The organism is Salegentibacter salegens (genome assembly GCF_900142975.1).
GTDB classification, from domain to species: domain Bacteria; phylum Bacteroidota; class Bacteroidia; order Flavobacteriales; family Flavobacteriaceae; genus Salegentibacter; species Salegentibacter salegens.
This window is the reverse complement of the sequence record NZ_LT670848.1, coordinates 1,765,772-1,784,204: the sequence shown is the minus strand read 5'-3', so window position 1 is coordinate 1,784,204 and position 18,433 is coordinate 1,765,772. Positions and strand designations below refer to the sequence as shown.

Below are 18,433 nucleotides of genomic sequence, written 5' to 3'. Positions count from 1 at the left end.
TTATGTCTTCTAATTATCTTGAATTCAAGTTTAAAATAGAGCCGCTACAGCCTGCTTCAGAAATCCTGGTGGCAGAGCTTGGCTATTTGGGGTTCGAGAGTTTCGTTGAAGAAGAAGATGGCATTATAGCCTATATCCCTGCCGAAGAGTATGAAGATGATCTCCTGGCAGGGGTTCATATATTACAATCGGAGGATTTTCAAATCAATTATTCCAAAGGAGAAATAGAGCAGGTGAACTGGAACGAAGAATGGGAGAAGAATTTTAGCCCTATTATGGTAGATGATGTTTGCAGCGTGCGAGCCCCGTTTCATCCGGAAGCTGATACAGAATTTGATATTGTGATCGAGCCAAAAATGTCTTTTGGCACCGGGCATCATGCCACCACGCATATGATGATTCAGCATATTCTAAAAAACGACTGGAACGATAAGACCGTACTTGATATGGGTTGTGGAACTGGCGTACTGGCAATTCTTGCAAGTCTGAAAGGAGCTAAGTTTGTTGATGCAATAGATATTGATAATTGGTGTTATCAAAATACCCTGGAAAATGTGGGTAGGAATGATTGCGACAATATAAATGTAGAAGAGGGTGGAGCCGAGCTTCTTCAGGATAGAAAATATGATATGATCCTAGCCAATATTAACCGAAATATTTTACTTCGGGATTTGCCAATTTATGTAGACTGCCTAAAAAAAGAGGGTGATCTTTTCTTAAGCGGATTTTATGAAGAGGATATTCCGGTGATTAAAAAAGCCTGTATAGAACTGGGGCTAACTTATATAGAGCATTTTGAAAGAAGTAACTGGGTTGCTGTAAAGTTTTCAGCATAAGCAATTTATAGATAATTTGTATCTTTGATGCTTTAAAATTGTAAAATGAAGATGAGTACTAAAGAAGAAGTATTAGAAGAAGTATTAGAAGAGGTAAAAACCACCACGCAGAAGGAAAATGAGATCGTACTTTATAATGACGATTACAATACATTTGATCACGTAATAGAAACCCTAATTTACGCCTGTGAACATACCGCGGTGCAGGCCGAGCAATGTGCTATTTTAGTTCACTACAAAGGAAAATGCACAGTAAAAACAGGTTCTTTTGAAGAATTAAAGCCCAGGTGCTCAAAACTATTAGAAGAAGGATTAAGTGCAGAAATAGTTTAGGCTAAAAAAGTAAAAGATTCTTTCCAGATTATAAAAATAATAATATATTTGCAGCCGCTTAACCACCTAGGAAAAGCAATAATTTAATGGCCTTGTGGCGCAACTGAATAGCGCACCTGATTACGGCTCAGGAGGTTCCAGGTTTGAATCCTGGCAAGGTCACTTTTAGAGAATTAAAATGATATCAAAACCCTGTAAATGCTATGATTTACAGGGTTTTATGTTTTTTAGAGCTTTTGTTAGAGAGACTTTTATTATATTTAATATCTAACAAATCGTCAACATAAAATTTATCCTGTCAACATGTTGACAGTTTGATTACCAGTAGCTTAAATTTTTTGTGGGTTTGACTTTCGTCTTAACTGAATATTAATTTAAAGACGATACCTATGCGTACTTCTAAAACATTTTCTATCTTATTCTGGGTTTATGCGTCCAGAGTGAAAAACAATCAAACAAATCTCTACGTTCGAATTTCTCTAGATAGCCGTAGAGTAAACATTAGTTTAAAATCTAAAGTTCCATTCGATCTTTGGGATCCTTCAACACAACGTGTCGATGGTAATTCTAAACAAGCTAGGGAGGCTAATAATCTCATTTCGGAGACCAGAACAAAGATTTTTCAGAATTACCAGGACTTAAGGTTCCAGAATAAAAAAGTAACCGCAGACCTTCTTAAATCAAATTTTTTAGGCGAAGGGCCTAGAGATAAAACCTTGTTAGATATTTTAGAATATCACAAGGAAAAGATTGAGAAAACGCTTACCAAAGGAACCATCCGTAATTTCGGTGTTACAGAGAAATACGTTCTTAAATTCTTAAACGAAGAACTTAAGACGACCACTATTTACCTTAATGAACTTAATTATAAGTTCATCAATGATTTTGCGAACTTTCTTTTTAATTATTGGCCTAAGGGCCATGTAAATGCAATGAGCCATAATACAGTGATGAAGCATTTACAGAGACTTCGTAAAATAGTAACTCTTGCTTTTCATATGGAATGGGTTGAAAAGGATCCGTTTATACGATGGAAACCTACTTTCCAAAAAAAGGAACGAGACTTCCTTAATCTTAGTGAATTGAAACAAATCGAAGATTTTATTTTTCATAATGATCGTTTGGATAGAGTGAGGGATTTATTCATTTTTAGCTGTTATACAGGAATCAGCTTTACAGATATCAATGATCTAACCAAGGATAATGTTAGGAAGGGTCTGGACGGTCAGAAATGGATATTCACATCCAGAAATAAGACTAAAACCAAAGTTAAGATTCCTTTACTGGACAAAGCTTTAGAGATACTCGAAAAGTATGACGATCATCCAATGACAGAAATAAGCCAAAGTCTTTTGCCTATTATAACTAATGTTAAGGTGAATCTTTATTTAAAAGAAGTAGCTGACCTGTGTGATATCAAGAAGAATCTGACCTTTCATATGGCCAGGCATACTTTTGCTACTACTGTAACTCTTTCCAACGGGGTGCCAATTGAAACTGTGTCTAAACTTTTGGGGCATACGAAAATAGCCACTACCCAAATATATGCGCGAGTGCTCGAAGATAAATTAAGTCAGGATATGTCTGAACTCAGTAAGAAGCTTAGGAATTGGAAGCCTAATTTTTAATTATAGTTTAAATAAAATCTAGCAGTAGGCATTTGATCAATTCTGTTCATAAGGCTTAGTAGGAGATAATGAAGTTGGTAGTGTTTTTAAATTCAATTAACAGACATGGTTTAAATGGCCAGTAAAAGTGTAATAATGTAACATTTGATGCTATTTGATTTATAAATAATCGTTAGTTGACAATTTGATGATAAGAAGGGATATCCCATCTGTAAAACTCGATTACTGAGTTTAATAATTTGAATATGGCATTTCTCGAAACCCCAAGATCATTGCTTTGAGTCCAGTTCCCTCTATTAGCAAAGACAAGGCTTCACAGAAATGTGAAGCCTTTTTTATTTTGAAGTGGTACAGAATCGCTTAAAATTCTAAAACTAGAATAATTACTGTAAATAAAGATTTATTTGCTTTTCAGATTCAGTGGAGTAAGTGTCTAAAATTTTTGATAGACAATCAGAAATATCTCCCTATTACTTGTAACTTCAGTGCTTTGAGGAGAGAAAATACTTTTTCAGGGAGATAGTAATATCATTTCAGACAAATTATATTGGGTGACCAATTTTTGAAACTATAATACAATAAGGATAAATTTAACTACTCCAAAAAATGGACTAGTAGGAAACAGGTAGGAGACAAGTTATGCCTTAGCCTTGAACAAGCTTTGATGCATTTTTGTCCCAAAAATAATTAAACGGCCAATCGGACTAAACATACCAAACTTTGGCCAGAAAGTTTATTTTGCTCTACCAAAAGTCTTTAATGTCGCAATTAATTTAGGACTACAAAAAGGTTAAGAAATTTCTTCTAAAATTTCTTTAGCATAGCTTTTTGATAGTGGAATTCTGCTGTTATTAATGATGATTTCTTTATTATTAAATGCAGTGACACAATCTTTATTGATTACATAAGAACGATGTACCTGTAAAAATGAAGGAGAATTCATCTGATCCAAAAAATCTTTAATACTGGACCTTACTAATTTTTCAGAATCCTTTAAATGTAATATTAGATATTGATCTTCTTTTTTGGCAAATAAAATCTGCTCTTCAGAAAGGATAACTTTTTTGTCTTTATCCTTTACAATGATTTGCGACTTATTTTTTATTTTACTTACAGCCAATTCAACCGCAATATATAAATCCTTATTATTAAGAGGTTTCACCAAATAACTGGTGGGTGTTGTAGCAATTGCTTTCTTTATGGTGTCTACATCATTAAAAGCCGTTAAATAGATGATGGGAATATCTAACTGATTTCCCAGCCATATCCCGGATTGGGGACCTTCTACTCTAATATCTAAAATAGCAATGTCCGGTTTTAAAAGGGCAATCTCGGAGAGCGCTGTTTCTGCATTTGTTGCCATCCCGCAAATTGTAAAACCTAGATCCTCCAACGTCTGTTTTAGAAGCTCCTGGGTTATTATTTCGTCCTCTAAAATATAGATTTGTATGCTATTCATTTGTGGGAAAAAGTAAAGTTAATTTAAAATTACTAGTGTTTTCGATCTTTAAATCTCCTTTTAATTGCTTGTTCATCATTTCTATTATCTTCATACCCATGGACTCTTTCTGACTCTCTTGTTTTTTAAAACTGCCATTGTCAAAATATACAAATAAATACCTGTTATCCCGCTTTTCAAATTTTATAAAAATTTCCGGGTGCTCTGTTTCCTGGAAAGCATGTTTATTTGAGTTATTTATTAATTCATTCAGTAAAAGAGCAAAAGGGGTGGCTTGTTTGATGTTTAATATGGAACCGTCTACGTCTAGATGGTACATTGCATTAATAGGAAAAAGCTTTTTGTAGTAAGCAACACTTTTTTCTATATTCTCTCTAACAGAAATAAGATCCTGGTTGCTTGAATTATATAACAGGTTATGTATACCTGCTATGGATTCTATCCTGCTTTGGCTATCCTGCAATTTTTCTCTTAAATCTCTATTAGAGCTTTTTGCCATCTGGAGGCCAAGTAGTCCGGAAACAATTTGAAGATTATTTTTAATCCTATGATGAATTTCTAACATCATAGTATTTTTAGTTTTGGCCTCATTTAAAGCAATTTCATTTTTTGCAAATAGCTCCTGTTTTGTTTTATACTGATAAAACAAATACAGAATAGTTAAGGAAGCAGAAAGAAAGAGTAGTAATGCAAACCACCAGGTTCTATAAAAAACTTCTTCCGAAATTACTTTAAGACTGATCCTTTCTCCTAATCTCTGTTTAGAAATATTAAAAGCTTCAACTTGTAATACATACGTTCCTGCTGCTAAATTTGCATATAAAAGTTCTTTTCCAGGAAAGGTGGTAAACCATTGTTTATCACTTTCGGAATTTAATAAACGAAATCGGTACTTAATATCTTTAGGGTTTGTCTGCCCTAAAACAGAAATTGTTGCTGAAAATCGTCTGTATTCTGAAGGCAGTACGATCTCGCTGGTGTTCTTTAAAAAGCCAGGGGATGTATTGATCATCCAGTGACCCTTATCTGAATTGAAAAATGAAATTGACGTAAATTGAGGTTGAAAATCGAGATTTTTTTCAACCAATTCGGGAGTGTTAGCTCAACTCTGTCTGCTTCTTCTCCCGGGGGTACCCCCGGGAGAAGAAAATTTTAGTTTTTCGTTTCATTGGTGGCTAAGTCCAACTCTAGCCGACCTTCAAATTTAATAGCTAATTGTTGAACTACCAAACCCCAGTTCTGCAGTGGGGCGTTCCATTTCTTTTCAATTCTTCTGGTAGCTAGGTAAACCAGCTTCAATAGTGCCATATCATTGGTAAAAGCGCCTTTGGTCTTGGTTACTTTTCTTACCTGCCGGTGAAAAGCCTCTACGGCATTTGTGGTGTATATGAGTTTTCTAATGGGTGCGGTATATTCAAAATAAGCACTCAATCGGTCCCAGTTATCATTCCAGGAACGGATCACTATGGGATATCTTTTGCCCCATTTTTCTTCCAGATCCAGTAAAGCCGATTCAGCCTGGTCTTTGGTGTCAGCCTTGTACACCAGTTTAAGGTCTTTCATAAAATCTTTTTGATCCTTACTGGCCACATACTTCATACTATTGCGGATCTGGTGGACAATACATAGCTGAATATCAGTCTTGGGATAAACAGAATGAATGGCTTCACTAAAGCCCGTAAGATTATCCGTACAGGCAATCAGAATATCTTTTAAGCCACGGTTGTTTAATTGGGTCAGCACCTGAAGCCAAAAATTGGCCCCTTCACTTTCCGAGATATACATACCCAGCACTTCCTTTCTTCCAGCTTTATTTATTCCTAAAATATTATACAAGGCCTTGTGCTTTACTTTGCCTTCTTCGCGTACCTTGAAGTGCATCGCGTCGAGCCATAGGATGCAATATACCGGCTCCAAGGGGCGATCCTGCCATTCCTTAACCTTGGGAATCACCCGGTCCGTAATATCACTTAGAACGTGTGTGGATATCTTGGAATCATACATTTCCTCTATATGAGCTGAGATATCCCGCAGGCTATTGCCCATCCCGTACATGCCTATAATCTGCTTTTCTAAATTATCGGCCAGGATACGCTGGCGTTTCGCTACGATCTCCGGCTCAAAGGTACTGTTACGATCCTGGGGCGTGTTAATGGTGACGTCCCCTTGGCTGCTCTTTAGGGTCTTTTTGCCTTTGCCATTACGCTTATTACCTGCTTTTGAGCCTTTTTCTTCATCGGAAAGGTGCGAAGACATTTCTGCTTCCAGGGCCTCTTCCATAAACTCCCTAAGCATTGGAGCAAAAGCGCCGTTTTTGCCGGTTAGGGATTCTCCTGATAAAAATTGTTTTAATGCTTTTTCCTTTAATTCCTTAATCTCTTCTTGTGTCATAATCTAGTCTAAAAATTTTAATTTAATTTTCAAAGTCTAGACAGACTTGAGATTACACCCTCACCAATTCTTCAGGCTTAAAATAGCTAAGACCTTTGTAACTCCCCATTAAAATACTGCCATCCTGCTCATCTTTATAGGTACTGAAACTATTACCTTTAAGTTCATAAACTCCATCTTTGGTAGTATATCTAATAATTTGTTCAGAGGATGGATCGAAAGAAACAATTCCTGCATACGTATTTAACCATAAAGTACGTGTATCATCTGCAACCAAACCAACTATGGAAGCGTTTAATTCATCTTTGTAAAGCAGGCTTAATTTTTTAGTTGCTGTATCAAACGTATAAATTTCACCAAATTTCGTAGAAACTATAATGCCGTAATCATTCAGATAGTTTATGGACAACAAATCATCTGTTTCTACATTTTTAAATTCATAGATATTAAAGCTGCCATTTTCGTATTCGAAAATTCCCTGGATGGTGTTTGCATAGAGTCTTGAACCATCTGTAGCAAACTCCTTCACTTGTATAGTGTCTGTCTTTGCAATTTTAATATAACTATGTTCTTTAAGGTTGTATTTATAAATGCCACCGCTTGGATCTGCCGTAAACAGAGTGTCTTTTAGTTTTACAATTTCTCCACTATGTATTTTTATCGTTTTATCCTGGACTACCTCATAATTTGAATTCAGCGTATATAGATTATTAGATTCCGCAATAATAAGATTGTTGTCTTTTCCATTGAAAATATCCCTGGAATAATTAATGTTTAGCTCGGTAGTATCTGATAGAATTTTTATTCGTTCTTCTGTGTTTTCCTTTACGTCTATCTTATAAAATCCCTCTGTATCTGTTGCTATGACATACTTGTTTTCCTTCAGTTTTTTAATTGATCGGACGCTTTTATCTTTTAAAAAAGTTTTGATTTTACCTTTTATAAAAGAATAGGATTCTAAGGTGTTTTCGTTGAGAACTACCAGGTCTTTTGTAAACTCATTGTAAGCGAATTCTGAAAAATTCTTTACTTTAATTTTAGTAAGTAACTCCTTTTGAAAATCTTTAAGGCGATACAACTCCATTGCTGTATTGTCATCCATAATCTCTGTTGAGAAAGCATAATTAAAATCTGACGTAAACTGCAATTCTTCATTTTTGCGAAGAATGCCATCAGTATTAGGTACTTCTACGAATTTGTTAAATTCTTTATTGAATTTAAACGCATTCTTATAGTTATCCACATATGTGTAAAAGGCATCACTGACTTTAAAAGGGGGGTGTATGACCGTCGGATAAAAATTAATTCCATCCGTGGTTTCAAAATCACTTTCCGCTATTTTTTTTATGAACTTTCCCTTTGTATTTAAAAGAACTCCCTCTTTTTCAGTTTGTAATTTAATCAGTGTAAAGTCATCCATTGTTATTGGATCAGCTAAAACCGTTTGAGCAACTCGTCTTGTAAAGGGTATAGAATCAATAAACCTTAAACTCAAATTATCAAGGATGGCACTATAAAATTTTTCGTTTGACGTAAGCACAATATGGTTTGTATCTCCTCCAGTAAAAGCTTTAGAATTTAAATAGTTTTTGTTTAAGTCGTTATATTCTTTGACAGCTTTAATCTCTAAGGTCTCTGTGTTGAGAAAAAATAAATCAGCCCGTGCTGCCTGGTAATATAGTTTTAAATAAAGGCCGTTGGCTTTCTTTTTAATAAAGTGGCCTTCTCTAATTTTTTTATTAGAGGTATCCGGTAATGTTAGCGTGAAGAAATGAGCCCCATCAAAACGTTGGATAATTATTTCTTGTTCTCCTAAAATATATTCGTTCGAAAGCTTGTTCTCACCCACAATCCACAGCCAGCCTGTTGTATCGTAGATAGAGTGGAAGGGACGGGAGATTAAATAACCATCTCTAAATGAAAAGGTGTTTTTATTAACTAGTAGAGAATTATCTTCCTGACACCAAAGTGTTACTGAAAAAAGTAAAAGGAATAATGAAAATAATTTTTTCAAATTTTGATTTAAAGAATATTAGATCAAATGTAAAGAAGCAGTATAGTTTTTTTAAGAAAAATATAAAATTATTTAAAAAACAGTATTTTCTGAAACATTTGTAATGAATAACCTGGATTCACTTGAACTGAGAAAAATAACGATTAATTATTATTTTAAAACCACATAATTACCGCAGAAAAATTCTATGGATTTTTTTCTTATTCTAATGCTAAGCCCGATTTAAATTTCAAAAATATAGCGAAGTGCCTGGTGATTTAAAAGCTATGTGAACAGATGATTTAGGCTGTTGAATTTAGTTATTTTTAATTTTTCAGGTTTAAAGGATATAGAAAATGTCTTTATTTTCTTTAAAAATATCCGTTCACGACAAAAATGGGGCAGTTCACGACATTTTTTTTAAGGCCTTATCCTTCTTTTCTACTTTTGACCGTAAATCAGGGATATTCAACCCTCAATACGTTTTGATAAGGTAAGTACTTAGGATATTCGAAAAGTTAATTTTAACCACACTTCTCGAAGTCAAGTTAAAAGATGTTGAAAAAGTACTTTCACATCTATTGTGTGTAGAGAAGATAATCTCTGATTATGAATAAATCTGGATAAAATGGGGCAAGCTAATGATTTATCGAACTCTCTCAGTTGGAGAGAGAAGGCTCTTTTAGAGGAGCAAGTAAGTTTAATTAATTATAATAATCACGAAAAATCACTAAAAGATAAGTTTAGTAGCATAGTTCATAAAATAGAGCTATAAACTTCTTAAGAATATGATTTGGGGATTAATTCGATTATGCATGTTGGTAATGTATTTTTATTTGGGGATAGAAATACATAGGTGTTAAGCATAATATGCTTTCGGATTAATTTTAAAACCTTTCAGTTCGCTGAAAGGTTTTTATTTTTTATAGCGTTTATGAATTGAATGCCAACAGTAAATTGGTGATCAAAAACACAATTGTCTTATATTCGGAAACGTGAGGAGGGTGTAATCTCAAGTCTGTCTAGACTTTGAAAATTAAATTAAAATTTTTAGACTAGATTATGACACAAGAAGAGATTAAGGAATTAAAGGAAAAAGCATTAAAACAATTTTTATCAGGAGAATCCCTAACCGGCAAAAACGGCGCTTTTGCTCCAATGCTTAGGGAGTTTATGGAAGAGGCCCTGGAAGCAGAAATGTCTTCGCACCTTTCCGATGAAGAAAAAGGCTCAAAAGCAGGTAATAAGCGTAATGGCAAAGGCAAAAAGACCCTAAAGAGCAGCCAAGGGGACGTCACCATTAACACGCCCCAGGATCGTAACAGTACCTTTGAGCCGGAGATCGTAGCGAAACGCCAGCGTATCCTGGCCGATAATTTAGAAAAGCAGATTATAGGCATGTACGGGATGGGCAATAGCCTGCGGGATATCTCAGCTCATATAGAGGAAATGTATGATTCCAAGATATCCACACACGTTCTAAGTGATATTACGGACCGGGTGATTCCCAAGGTTAAGGAATGGCAGGATCGCCCCTTGGAGCCGGTATATTGCATCCTATGGCTCGACGCGATGCACTTCAAGGTACGCGAAGAAGGCAAAGTAAAGCACAAGGCCTTGTATAATATTTTAGGAATAAATAAAGCTGGAAGAAAGGAAGTGCTGGGTATGTATATCTCGGAAAGTGAAGGGGCCAATTTTTGGCTTCAGGTGCTGACCCAATTAAACAACCGTGGCTTAAAAGATATTCTGATTGCCTGTACGGATAATCTTACGGGCTTTAGTGAAGCCATTCATTCTGTTTATCCCAAGACTGATATTCAGCTATGTATTGTCCACCAGATCCGCAATAGTATGAAGTATGTGGCCAGTAAGGATCAAAAAGATTTTATGAAAGACCTTAAACTGGTGTACAAGGCTGACACCAAAGACCAGGCTGAATCGGCTTTACTGGATCTGGAAGAAAAATGGGGCAAAAGATATCCCATAGTGATCCGTTCCTGGAATGATAACTGGGACCGATTGAGTGCTTATTTTGAATATACCGCACCCATTAGAAAACTCATATACACCACAAATGCCGTAGAGGCTTTTCACCGGCAGGTAAGAAAAGTAACCAAGACCAAAGGCGCTTTTACCAATGATATGGCACTATTGAAGCTGGTTTACCTAGCTACCAGAAGAATTGAAAAGAAATGGAACGCCCCACTGCAGAACTGGGGTTTGGTAGTTCAACAATTAGCTATTAAATTTGAAGGTCGGCTAGAGTTGGACTTAGCCACCAATGAAACGAAAAACTAAAATTTTCTTCTCCCGGGGGTACCCCCGGGAGAAGAAGCAGACAGAGTTGAGCTAACACTCCCAACGTGAGAATTTTCTTCCATTTTTATTAAACATTTCCTTTCACGACAAAAAAGTAACCGTTCACGACATTTTTTTTCAGCGTATACGTTTATTTTATACTTTCGTTAATAAATATTTAACAATTCTTTTAGTGCAATGTCTTATTTATAGAAGGACTGTAAATATGACAAAACCCCCCCCGCCTATGAAAAAAATCTACTTAGTGGTGATCATGCTATTTATTAGCTTTTCATCTTTTTCTCAAACGGAAGTATTTGACTGGTTTTTTCCATCAGATCTAAGTTCAACTCCTCCTTCTCAAAACATTACAGTAGCAGGCATAACAGCGACTTATTTTTCACCGAATACCATAGTATCTGACCCCGATGGTCAAGGAGGTCCTATGGTGCTGGTTTCCGGGCCGCAATCTTCTACAACTAACAGTGTTACTATTACATTTTCTTCACCAGTAGATTTAATCAGCCTTGAGGCGTTAGAGTTTAGTCCAGGAAGGTCCTGGGTATTTACCCCTACTGGAGGAAGTAATTCAACAGTGACCAGGTCAATTGCAGCAGCTAACTTTACATCTAATGTGAGAACACTTGTTTCTCTAAATTGGACAGGAGTATCTGGATTTACTATTACAAGGAGTGGAGGGGGGGCATCTGCCTTCCCTGTAGATAAATTCTTAATCACTAGTGGAGCTTCGAATAATGCCCCTGTTATAGGTGGTACGGTAGCAAGCCAGCCGGTTAACGATAATGGCACCATTGCTCCATTTTCTGCTATTACCACTACGGATACAGATGGAGATAATCTTTCTGCAACTATTACTTTGGACGCTAATTCTAAAGGGGTTTTGTCAGGAACCGGTTTAAGTGGTTCAGGTCCTTATACAATAAGCAGCAGAACTCCCGCTTCTTTGCAAAGTAGTTTAAGAGCTTTGAGTTTCAATCCAGCAGATAATAGGAGTGCTAACTCAGAGACCACAACCTTTACAGTGGTGATCAATGATGGTACGGATACTGACACGGACAATACAACTACAGTAATTTCTAATTCAGTTGCTCCAACAGTTACAGGTGTTGCGGTACCTGCAAATGGAACTTATGTAGAAGGTCAAAATATTGATTTCAATATATCCTTTAGTGAAGCTGTAGATATATCAACTACTGGAGGGACCCCACAATTAGCTATAAATATAGGAGGAGTTACACGATACGCGTCTTATATACTCGGAAGTGGTAATACAATAGTAGCATTTAGATATGTTGTGCAACAAGGAGATATAGACACTGATGGAATTTCCGTAAGTAATGCAATATCTAGCAATGGAGGTACGATAAAAGATACTGGAGGTAAAAATGCTAATCTAACTTTAAATAATGTTGGATCAACTTCTTCAGTTTTAGTAGATACTTTTGCGCCAGTAATTGCAAGTGTTTCGGTTCCGGTAAATGCCACTTATGCTGCTGGACAAAACTTAGAATTCACTGTCAATTTCAATGAAATTGTAAGCGTAACCGGATCTCCCCAACTTAGCATTACTGTTGGAGAAAATACTCGTACGGCTACCTATCAAAGTGGTTCTGGTACATCGGCATTAGTTTTTGGTTATACGGTGCAGGGTGGTGAATTTGATAATGATGGTATTGCCATTGAGAGCTTAATAGCAAATGGAGGAAGCATTAAAGATACAGCTACAAATGATGCCGACCTTACTTTAAATAGTGTAGGAACCACTACGGGAGTATTGGTAGAGGCCATCGCACCTGTAATAGTAAGTGTTGCTGTACCCTCAAACGGAAGCTATAAAGAAGGTCAAAATATTGACTTCAATATAACCTTTAGTGAAGCTGTTGATATTATAACCACGGGAGGAACACCACAACTAGCCATTAATATAGGAGGAGTTACAAGACAGGCATCCTATATAATGGGAAGTGGAAATACTGTAGTTGCATTTAGATATGTGGTACAAGCTGGTGAAACAGATAATGATGGTATCGAAGTGGGTTCACTTGTAACAGCCGGTGGGACTATAAAAGATGCTGCTGGGAATAACGCTAACTTAATTTTAAATAGTGTAGGTTCAACTTCTTCTGTTTTTGTAGATACTACTAATCCCTCTGTAACTTCTGTAGCTGCTCCAGCCGATGATACATATGCGGTAGGACAGGATCTGAATTTTGAGGTGAATTTTAATGAAAATGTAAATTTAACAGGGTCTCCGAAACTCGCCATTACAGTTGGTTCAAACATTCGACAGGCTTTATATAAAGGTGGATCTGGCACTGGCACTTTGGTGTTTGGATATACAATTCAAGCTGGTGAACTTGATACAAATGGAATAGAAGTTGGAACATTAGCAACAAATGGTGGTACTATTCAAGATGCAGCATCAAATGATGTAAATCTTACCTTAAATAATATTGAAGCAACAGCTAACGTATTAGTGGATTCTCGCATTGAACTTTCTATCCCCGGATTAACAGGAGTTAATAAGATTTATGACGGTACAACCGATGCTTCAGTTAGTGGAACTGCTGCTTTGACTGGTGTTGTTGCAGGCGATGAGGTTAATCTATCTGGAACCTCAATATATAACTTTTCAAGTGCAAATGTGAATACAGGTATAGCAATAATTACTACAGGTTTTAGTTTAGCTGGTCCTGATTCAGCAAAATATACGTTAGTACAACCCACACTTTCGGCAGATATAAGTCCAGCTGATCTAACAGTTACGGCAGACTCTGATCGGAGCAAGGTCTTTGGAAATGAAGATCCCGTGTTTACCTATACCACCACAGGATTTGTGGCAGGAGAGGATGGAAATATTTTAACTGGCGCATTAAGCAGAGTCGCCGGTGAAGATGTTGGTGATTACGCTATACAACAAGGGAACTTAACTGCAGGCTCAAATTACTTAATAAATTATACTTCAGCTGATTTTGAAATAATTGCAGCGATGCAAACAGGACTTATACTGGCTAACAATAGCTTTACTTACGACGGGGAGATGAAGTCACTTGAAGTTACAGGAGAAGCAGAAGATGCAATGGTGGTTTATGACAATAACGACAGAACGGATGCGGGAACCTATACGGTAAAGGCGACGGTAACCCGTCCTAATTATTCTACAGAGATACTTGAGGCAACTTTGGTGATAAATGCAAGACCTATAACCCTTACTGCTCAAGAACAAAGCAAGGTTTATGGAAATACTTTCACGCTTGACGATACAGCTTTTACAGTTAAAGATATAGATGGGGATAGCGTATTACCAAATGGAGAATCGATCGATGCTGTTAATATTTCATCAACTACAGGAATTGATGCAAGTACAACAGCAGATGTGGGAACATATGCAGATGAACTTGTCATTTCATCGCAAACAGGATCTGCTGGTTTTAATGATTCCAACTACGACATTTCTTATACTGATGGTGATTTGGTTGTAAATGCAAGACTTATCTCTATTACTGCGCAAGAACAAAGCAAGGTCTATGGAAATACTTCCATAATTGATGATACAGCTTTTACAGTTACGGATACAGATGGTGATAGCTTATTGCCAAACGGAGAATCGATCGATGCTGTTAACATCTCATCAGCAACAGAAGTTGATGCAAGTACAACTGCAAACGTGGGAAAGTATGCAGATGAACTTGTCATTTCATCGCAAACAGGATCTGCTGGTTTTGATGCTTCTAACTACGAGATTTCTTATACTGATGGTGATTTGGTTGTAAATACAAGACCTATAACACTTACTGCTCAAAAACAAAGCAAGGTCTATGGAAATACTTTCACGCTTGATGGCAAAGCTTTTACAGTTAAAGATATAGATGGTGATAACGTATTGCCAAACGGAGAGTCGATCGATGTGGTTAGCGTTGCATCAGCTACTGGAATTGATGCAAGTACAACCGCAGATGTGGGTATGTATGCAGATGAACTTATTATTTCATCACCAACAGGATCTGCTGGTTTTGATATTTCAAATTACATATTTACTTATGATTCAGGTGATTTTGAGATCACTCCTGCTACACAGACTGAGCTGGTTTTTGCTGACAAAAGCTTTATCTATGATACTACAACGAAGTCACTAGTTGTTACAGGTCAGGCAACAGATGCTACGGTGTCTTACAGTAATAACGATCAAACAAATGCAGGGATTTATGAAGTTGCAGCGGAGGTAACAAGACCTAATTATACTACGGCTTTGCTTGAGGCAACACTGACCATTACAAAGGCGGAAGCGGTAATTCCAGCGGATGCGGTACAGACCTTTACTTATGATGGTAACCTCAAAAATGTAACAGCAAGTCTGAATCATAATGAGGCTACTTTGATCTATACACCACAACAAGGTTATACCAATGCGGGAAATTATCCTGTTACGGTATCAGCTATCGAAACTGACAATTACCTGTCTGCTTCTAAAGAGGTGTCTTTGGTAATTGAAAATGCAGAGATCACGGGAGTAACTTTTGAAGATGATTCTTTTATTTATGATGGAGCTACAAAAGCTATAGAAGTTAATGGTCTTCCAGAAGGAGCTTCTGTAAGCTATGAGAATAACGATCAAATTACTGCAGGCACTTATGAAGTAACAGCCACCGTAAGCCAGGAAAATTATAATGATAAAGTCCTGACTGCAGATCTTGTTATTGAAAAAGCAGAAGCGGTAATTGCTGCAGAAGCTACTCAGACTTTCACCTATGATGGTACTGTAAAGAATATTACAGCTTCGCTGAACCATTCAGAAACCTCACTGACTTATGCTCCTCAGCAAGGTTATACCGATGCGGATATTTATACGGTAATTGTTGCTTCAGCAGAAACCGACAATTACCAGGCTGCTTCTAAAGAAGTGTCATTGGTAATTGAAAATGCAGAGATCAAAGGAGTAACCTTTGAAGATGATACTTTTATTTATGATGGAGCTACTAAAACTATCGAAGTTAGCGGTCTTCCAGAAGGAGCTTCTGTAAGCTATGAGAATAACGATCAAATTACTGCAGGCACTTATGAAGTAACAGCCACCGTAAGCCAGGAAAATTATAATGATAAAGTCCTGACTGCAGATCTTGTTATCGAAAAAGCCGAAGCTACAATCACTGCAGAAGCTACTCAGACTTTCACCTATGATGGTAGTGTAATGAATGTTACTGCTACGCTAAACCATTCAGAAACTTCACTGACTTATGCTCCTCAGCAAGGTTATACCGATGCTGGTACTTATAGAGTCACTACTGTTTCAGCTGAAACTGATAATTACCTGTCTGCTTCTAAAGAGGTGACGTTGGTAATTGAAAATGCAGAGATCACGGGAGTAACTTTTGAAGATGATACTTTTACTTATGATGGGAGTACAAAAGCTATCGAAGTAAGCGGTCTTCCTGAAGGAGCTTCTGTAAGCTATGAGAATAACGATCAAACAGCTGCAGGCACTTATGAAGTAATTGCCACCATTAGCCAGGAAAATTATAACGATAAAGTCCTGACTGCAGATCTTGTTATCGAAAAGGCAGAAGCGGTAATTACGGCAGAAGCTACTCAAACTTTCACCTATGATGGGACTGTAAAGAATGTTATTGCCACGCTAAACCATTCAGAAACTGCTTTAACTTATACTCCTGCACAAGGCTATACCGATGCCGGTACTTATGGCGTCACTATTACTTCAGCTGAAATTGATAATTACTTGTCTGCTTCTAAAGAGGTGACTTTGGTAATTGTAAATGCAGAGATCACGGGAGTAACTTTTGAAGATGATACTTTTACGTATGATGGAAGTACAAAAACTATCGAAGTAAGGGGTCTTCCTGAAGGAGCCTCTGTAAGCTATGAGAATAACGATCAAACTGTTGCAGGCACTTATGAAGTAACAGCCACAGTAAGCCAGGAAAATTATAACGATAAAGTCCTGACTGCAGATCTTGTTATCGAAAAGGCAGAAGCGGTAATTACGGCAGAAGCTACTCAAACTTTCACCTATGATGGGACTGTAAAGAATGTTATTGCCACGTTAAACCATTCAGAAACTGCTTTAACTTATACTCCTGCACAAGGCTATACCGATGCCGGTACTTATGGAGTCGCTATTACTTCAGCGGAAACCGACAATTACCTGTCTGCTTCTAAGGAGGTGACTTTAGTAGTTGAAAATGCAGAGATCATGGGAGTAACTTTTGAAGATGATACTTTTACGTATGATGGAAGTACAAAAACTATCGAAGTAAGCGGTCTTCCTGAAGGAGCTGAAGTGAGTTACGAGAATAATGGGAAAGCCAATGCCGGAAACTATGAGGTTATCGCAATAATTAGCCAGGAGAACTATAATGAACTTGAGCTAACTGCGAATATGATAATTGAAAAAGCATCGCAAAGCATCACTTTCAATGAACTTGAAGATTTAGATCAACTAACAGATGAATATTTTCAATTAGATGCAACTTCAACTTCGGGCTTACCGGTAATGTATTCTTATACCTATGAGAACGAAAATCCTGCTGCCACAGTTGGTCCTCGAGGATTTGTAAGAATTCTAAATGGGGGACAAATCACTATTACAGCTACTCAGGAAGGAAACCAAAACTACGAAGCGGCCACTCCTGTAGTAAGAACTCTAACTATAATTGGTAGTGAGGCCCGCTTGAATAGTGCGGTTATCAATGGGACTACCTATACTAATCCTTCTGATGAAATATATTACCTCATTGGTTGCGGGAGTTCAGAGGATGAGGTTAGAATAGAAATTGAACAAAATGGAGGTTCTTCCATCGATCGGAGCAGTAGTTTTACTATAAGCACGCCGGCCCCTGGAATCTACCGGGAAGTGGTGACAGTGATTTCTGGAGATGGAAATATTACAAGAACCTATAACATTACCGTAGAGAAGAATTTCAATTTCGAGGATATCGTTGTTCAGAAGTTTAATAATGTGTTACTGGTCAATAATAACCCAGAAACCAATGGTGGGTACAAATTTGTAAGTTACCGTTGGTATAAAGATGGGTCTGTGATCGGAAATGGTCAATACTATTCCGCAGGGAATAATGCTGATGATCAACTGAACGCTGATAGTTCTTACTACGTGGTAATGGAAACTGAGGATGGAGAATTTTTAAGAACCTGTACTTCTGCGATTCAGTTAAGGAGTTCTTTAAATGTTGCTTTAGCACCAAACCCGGTTAATTCTGGAGGAACTATGGAACTTTTAGCAGATTTCCCTAAAGACGAACTTGAGACTATGAATCTTTCAATACATAATCTTAACGGAATGCTTATTAAGCAAATGAAATCGAATAACAAAAGTACAAGCATAGCCTTACCATACAATCTTGAAATGGGAGTTTATATTCTTAAAATTGAAACTAAGAATATTCGTAAATCACTCAAATTCATCATAAAATAAGGCGCTTTGTACTTTTTGAAAATT

The 18,433-nt window shown here is 36.9% G+C and carries 9 protein-coding genes and 1 tRNA gene; 6 read left to right on the top strand and 4 right to left on the bottom strand.

Going from position 1 to position 18,433, the window contains the following annotated elements:
* Positions 1–2 precede the first annotated feature (2 nt).
* From prmA to B5488_RS08025, 4 genes are all read left to right on the top strand, one after another.
* Positions 3–836: a 50S ribosomal protein L11 methyltransferase gene (prmA, locus tag B5488_RS08040; protein WP_079734802.1), complete on the top strand. Its 834-nt coding sequence runs from the start codon at positions 3–5 to the stop codon at positions 834–836.
* Positions 837–887: 51 nt separating this feature from the next.
* Entirely contained in the window at positions 888–1,169 is a 282-nt protein-coding gene (locus B5488_RS08035) for an ATP-dependent Clp protease adaptor ClpS (RefSeq protein ID WP_079734801.1), read from the top strand.
* Positions 1,170–1,257: 88 nt separating this feature from the next.
* Positions 1,258–1,331, top strand: a tRNA-Arg gene (locus B5488_RS08030).
* A gap of 227 nt (positions 1,332–1,558) precedes the next feature.
* Positions 1,559–2,797, top strand: coding sequence for a site-specific integrase (locus B5488_RS08025; RefSeq protein ID WP_079734800.1), 1,239 nt, complete (start codon positions 1,559–1,561; stop codon positions 2,795–2,797).
* A 790-nt stretch (positions 2,798–3,587) separates the two neighbouring features.
* On the opposite strand, the gene B5488_RS08020 is transcribed toward B5488_RS08025, so the two are convergent.
* The 4 genes from B5488_RS08020 to B5488_RS08005 all read right to left on the bottom strand — a co-directional run bounded on the left by B5488_RS08020 (position 3,588) and on the right by B5488_RS08005 (position 8,661).
* Complete coding sequence (locus B5488_RS08020; RefSeq protein ID WP_079734799.1) at positions 3,588–4,256, bottom strand: LytR/AlgR family response regulator transcription factor; 669 nt, start codon at positions 4,254–4,256, stop codon at positions 3,588–3,590.
* Complete coding sequence (locus B5488_RS08015; protein ID WP_079734798.1) at positions 4,249–5,268, bottom strand: histidine kinase dimerization/phosphoacceptor domain -containing protein; 1,020 nt, start codon at positions 5,266–5,268, stop codon at positions 4,249–4,251. Before B5488_RS08015 ends, B5488_RS08020 begins: the two co-directional genes overlap by 8 nt.
* Positions 5,269–5,408: 140 nt before the next feature.
* Complete coding sequence (locus tag B5488_RS08010) at positions 5,409–6,647, bottom strand: IS256 family transposase (RefSeq protein ID WP_079733433.1); 1,239 nt, start codon at positions 6,645–6,647, stop codon at positions 5,409–5,411.
* Between the two features lie 52 nt (positions 6,648–6,699).
* On the bottom strand, positions 6,700–8,661 hold the full coding sequence (locus B5488_RS08005) for a ligand-binding sensor domain-containing protein (protein ID WP_079734797.1): 1,962 nt from the start codon (positions 8,659–8,661) through the stop codon (positions 6,700–6,702).
* A 1,041-nt stretch (positions 8,662–9,702) separates the two neighbouring features.
* Between B5488_RS08005 and B5488_RS08000 the strand changes: the two genes are divergently transcribed.
* Positions 9,703–10,941: an IS256 family transposase gene (locus tag B5488_RS08000; protein ID WP_079733433.1), complete on the top strand. Its 1,239-nt coding sequence runs from the start codon at positions 9,703–9,705 to the stop codon at positions 10,939–10,941.
* A 247-nt stretch (positions 10,942–11,188) separates the two neighbouring features.
* Positions 11,189–18,409 (top strand): MBG domain-containing protein, encoded by a 7,221-nt coding sequence (locus tag B5488_RS07995; RefSeq protein ID WP_172839997.1) that lies wholly within the window; start codon positions 11,189–11,191, stop codon positions 18,407–18,409.
* The last annotated feature ends 24 nt before the right edge of the window (positions 18,410–18,433 follow it).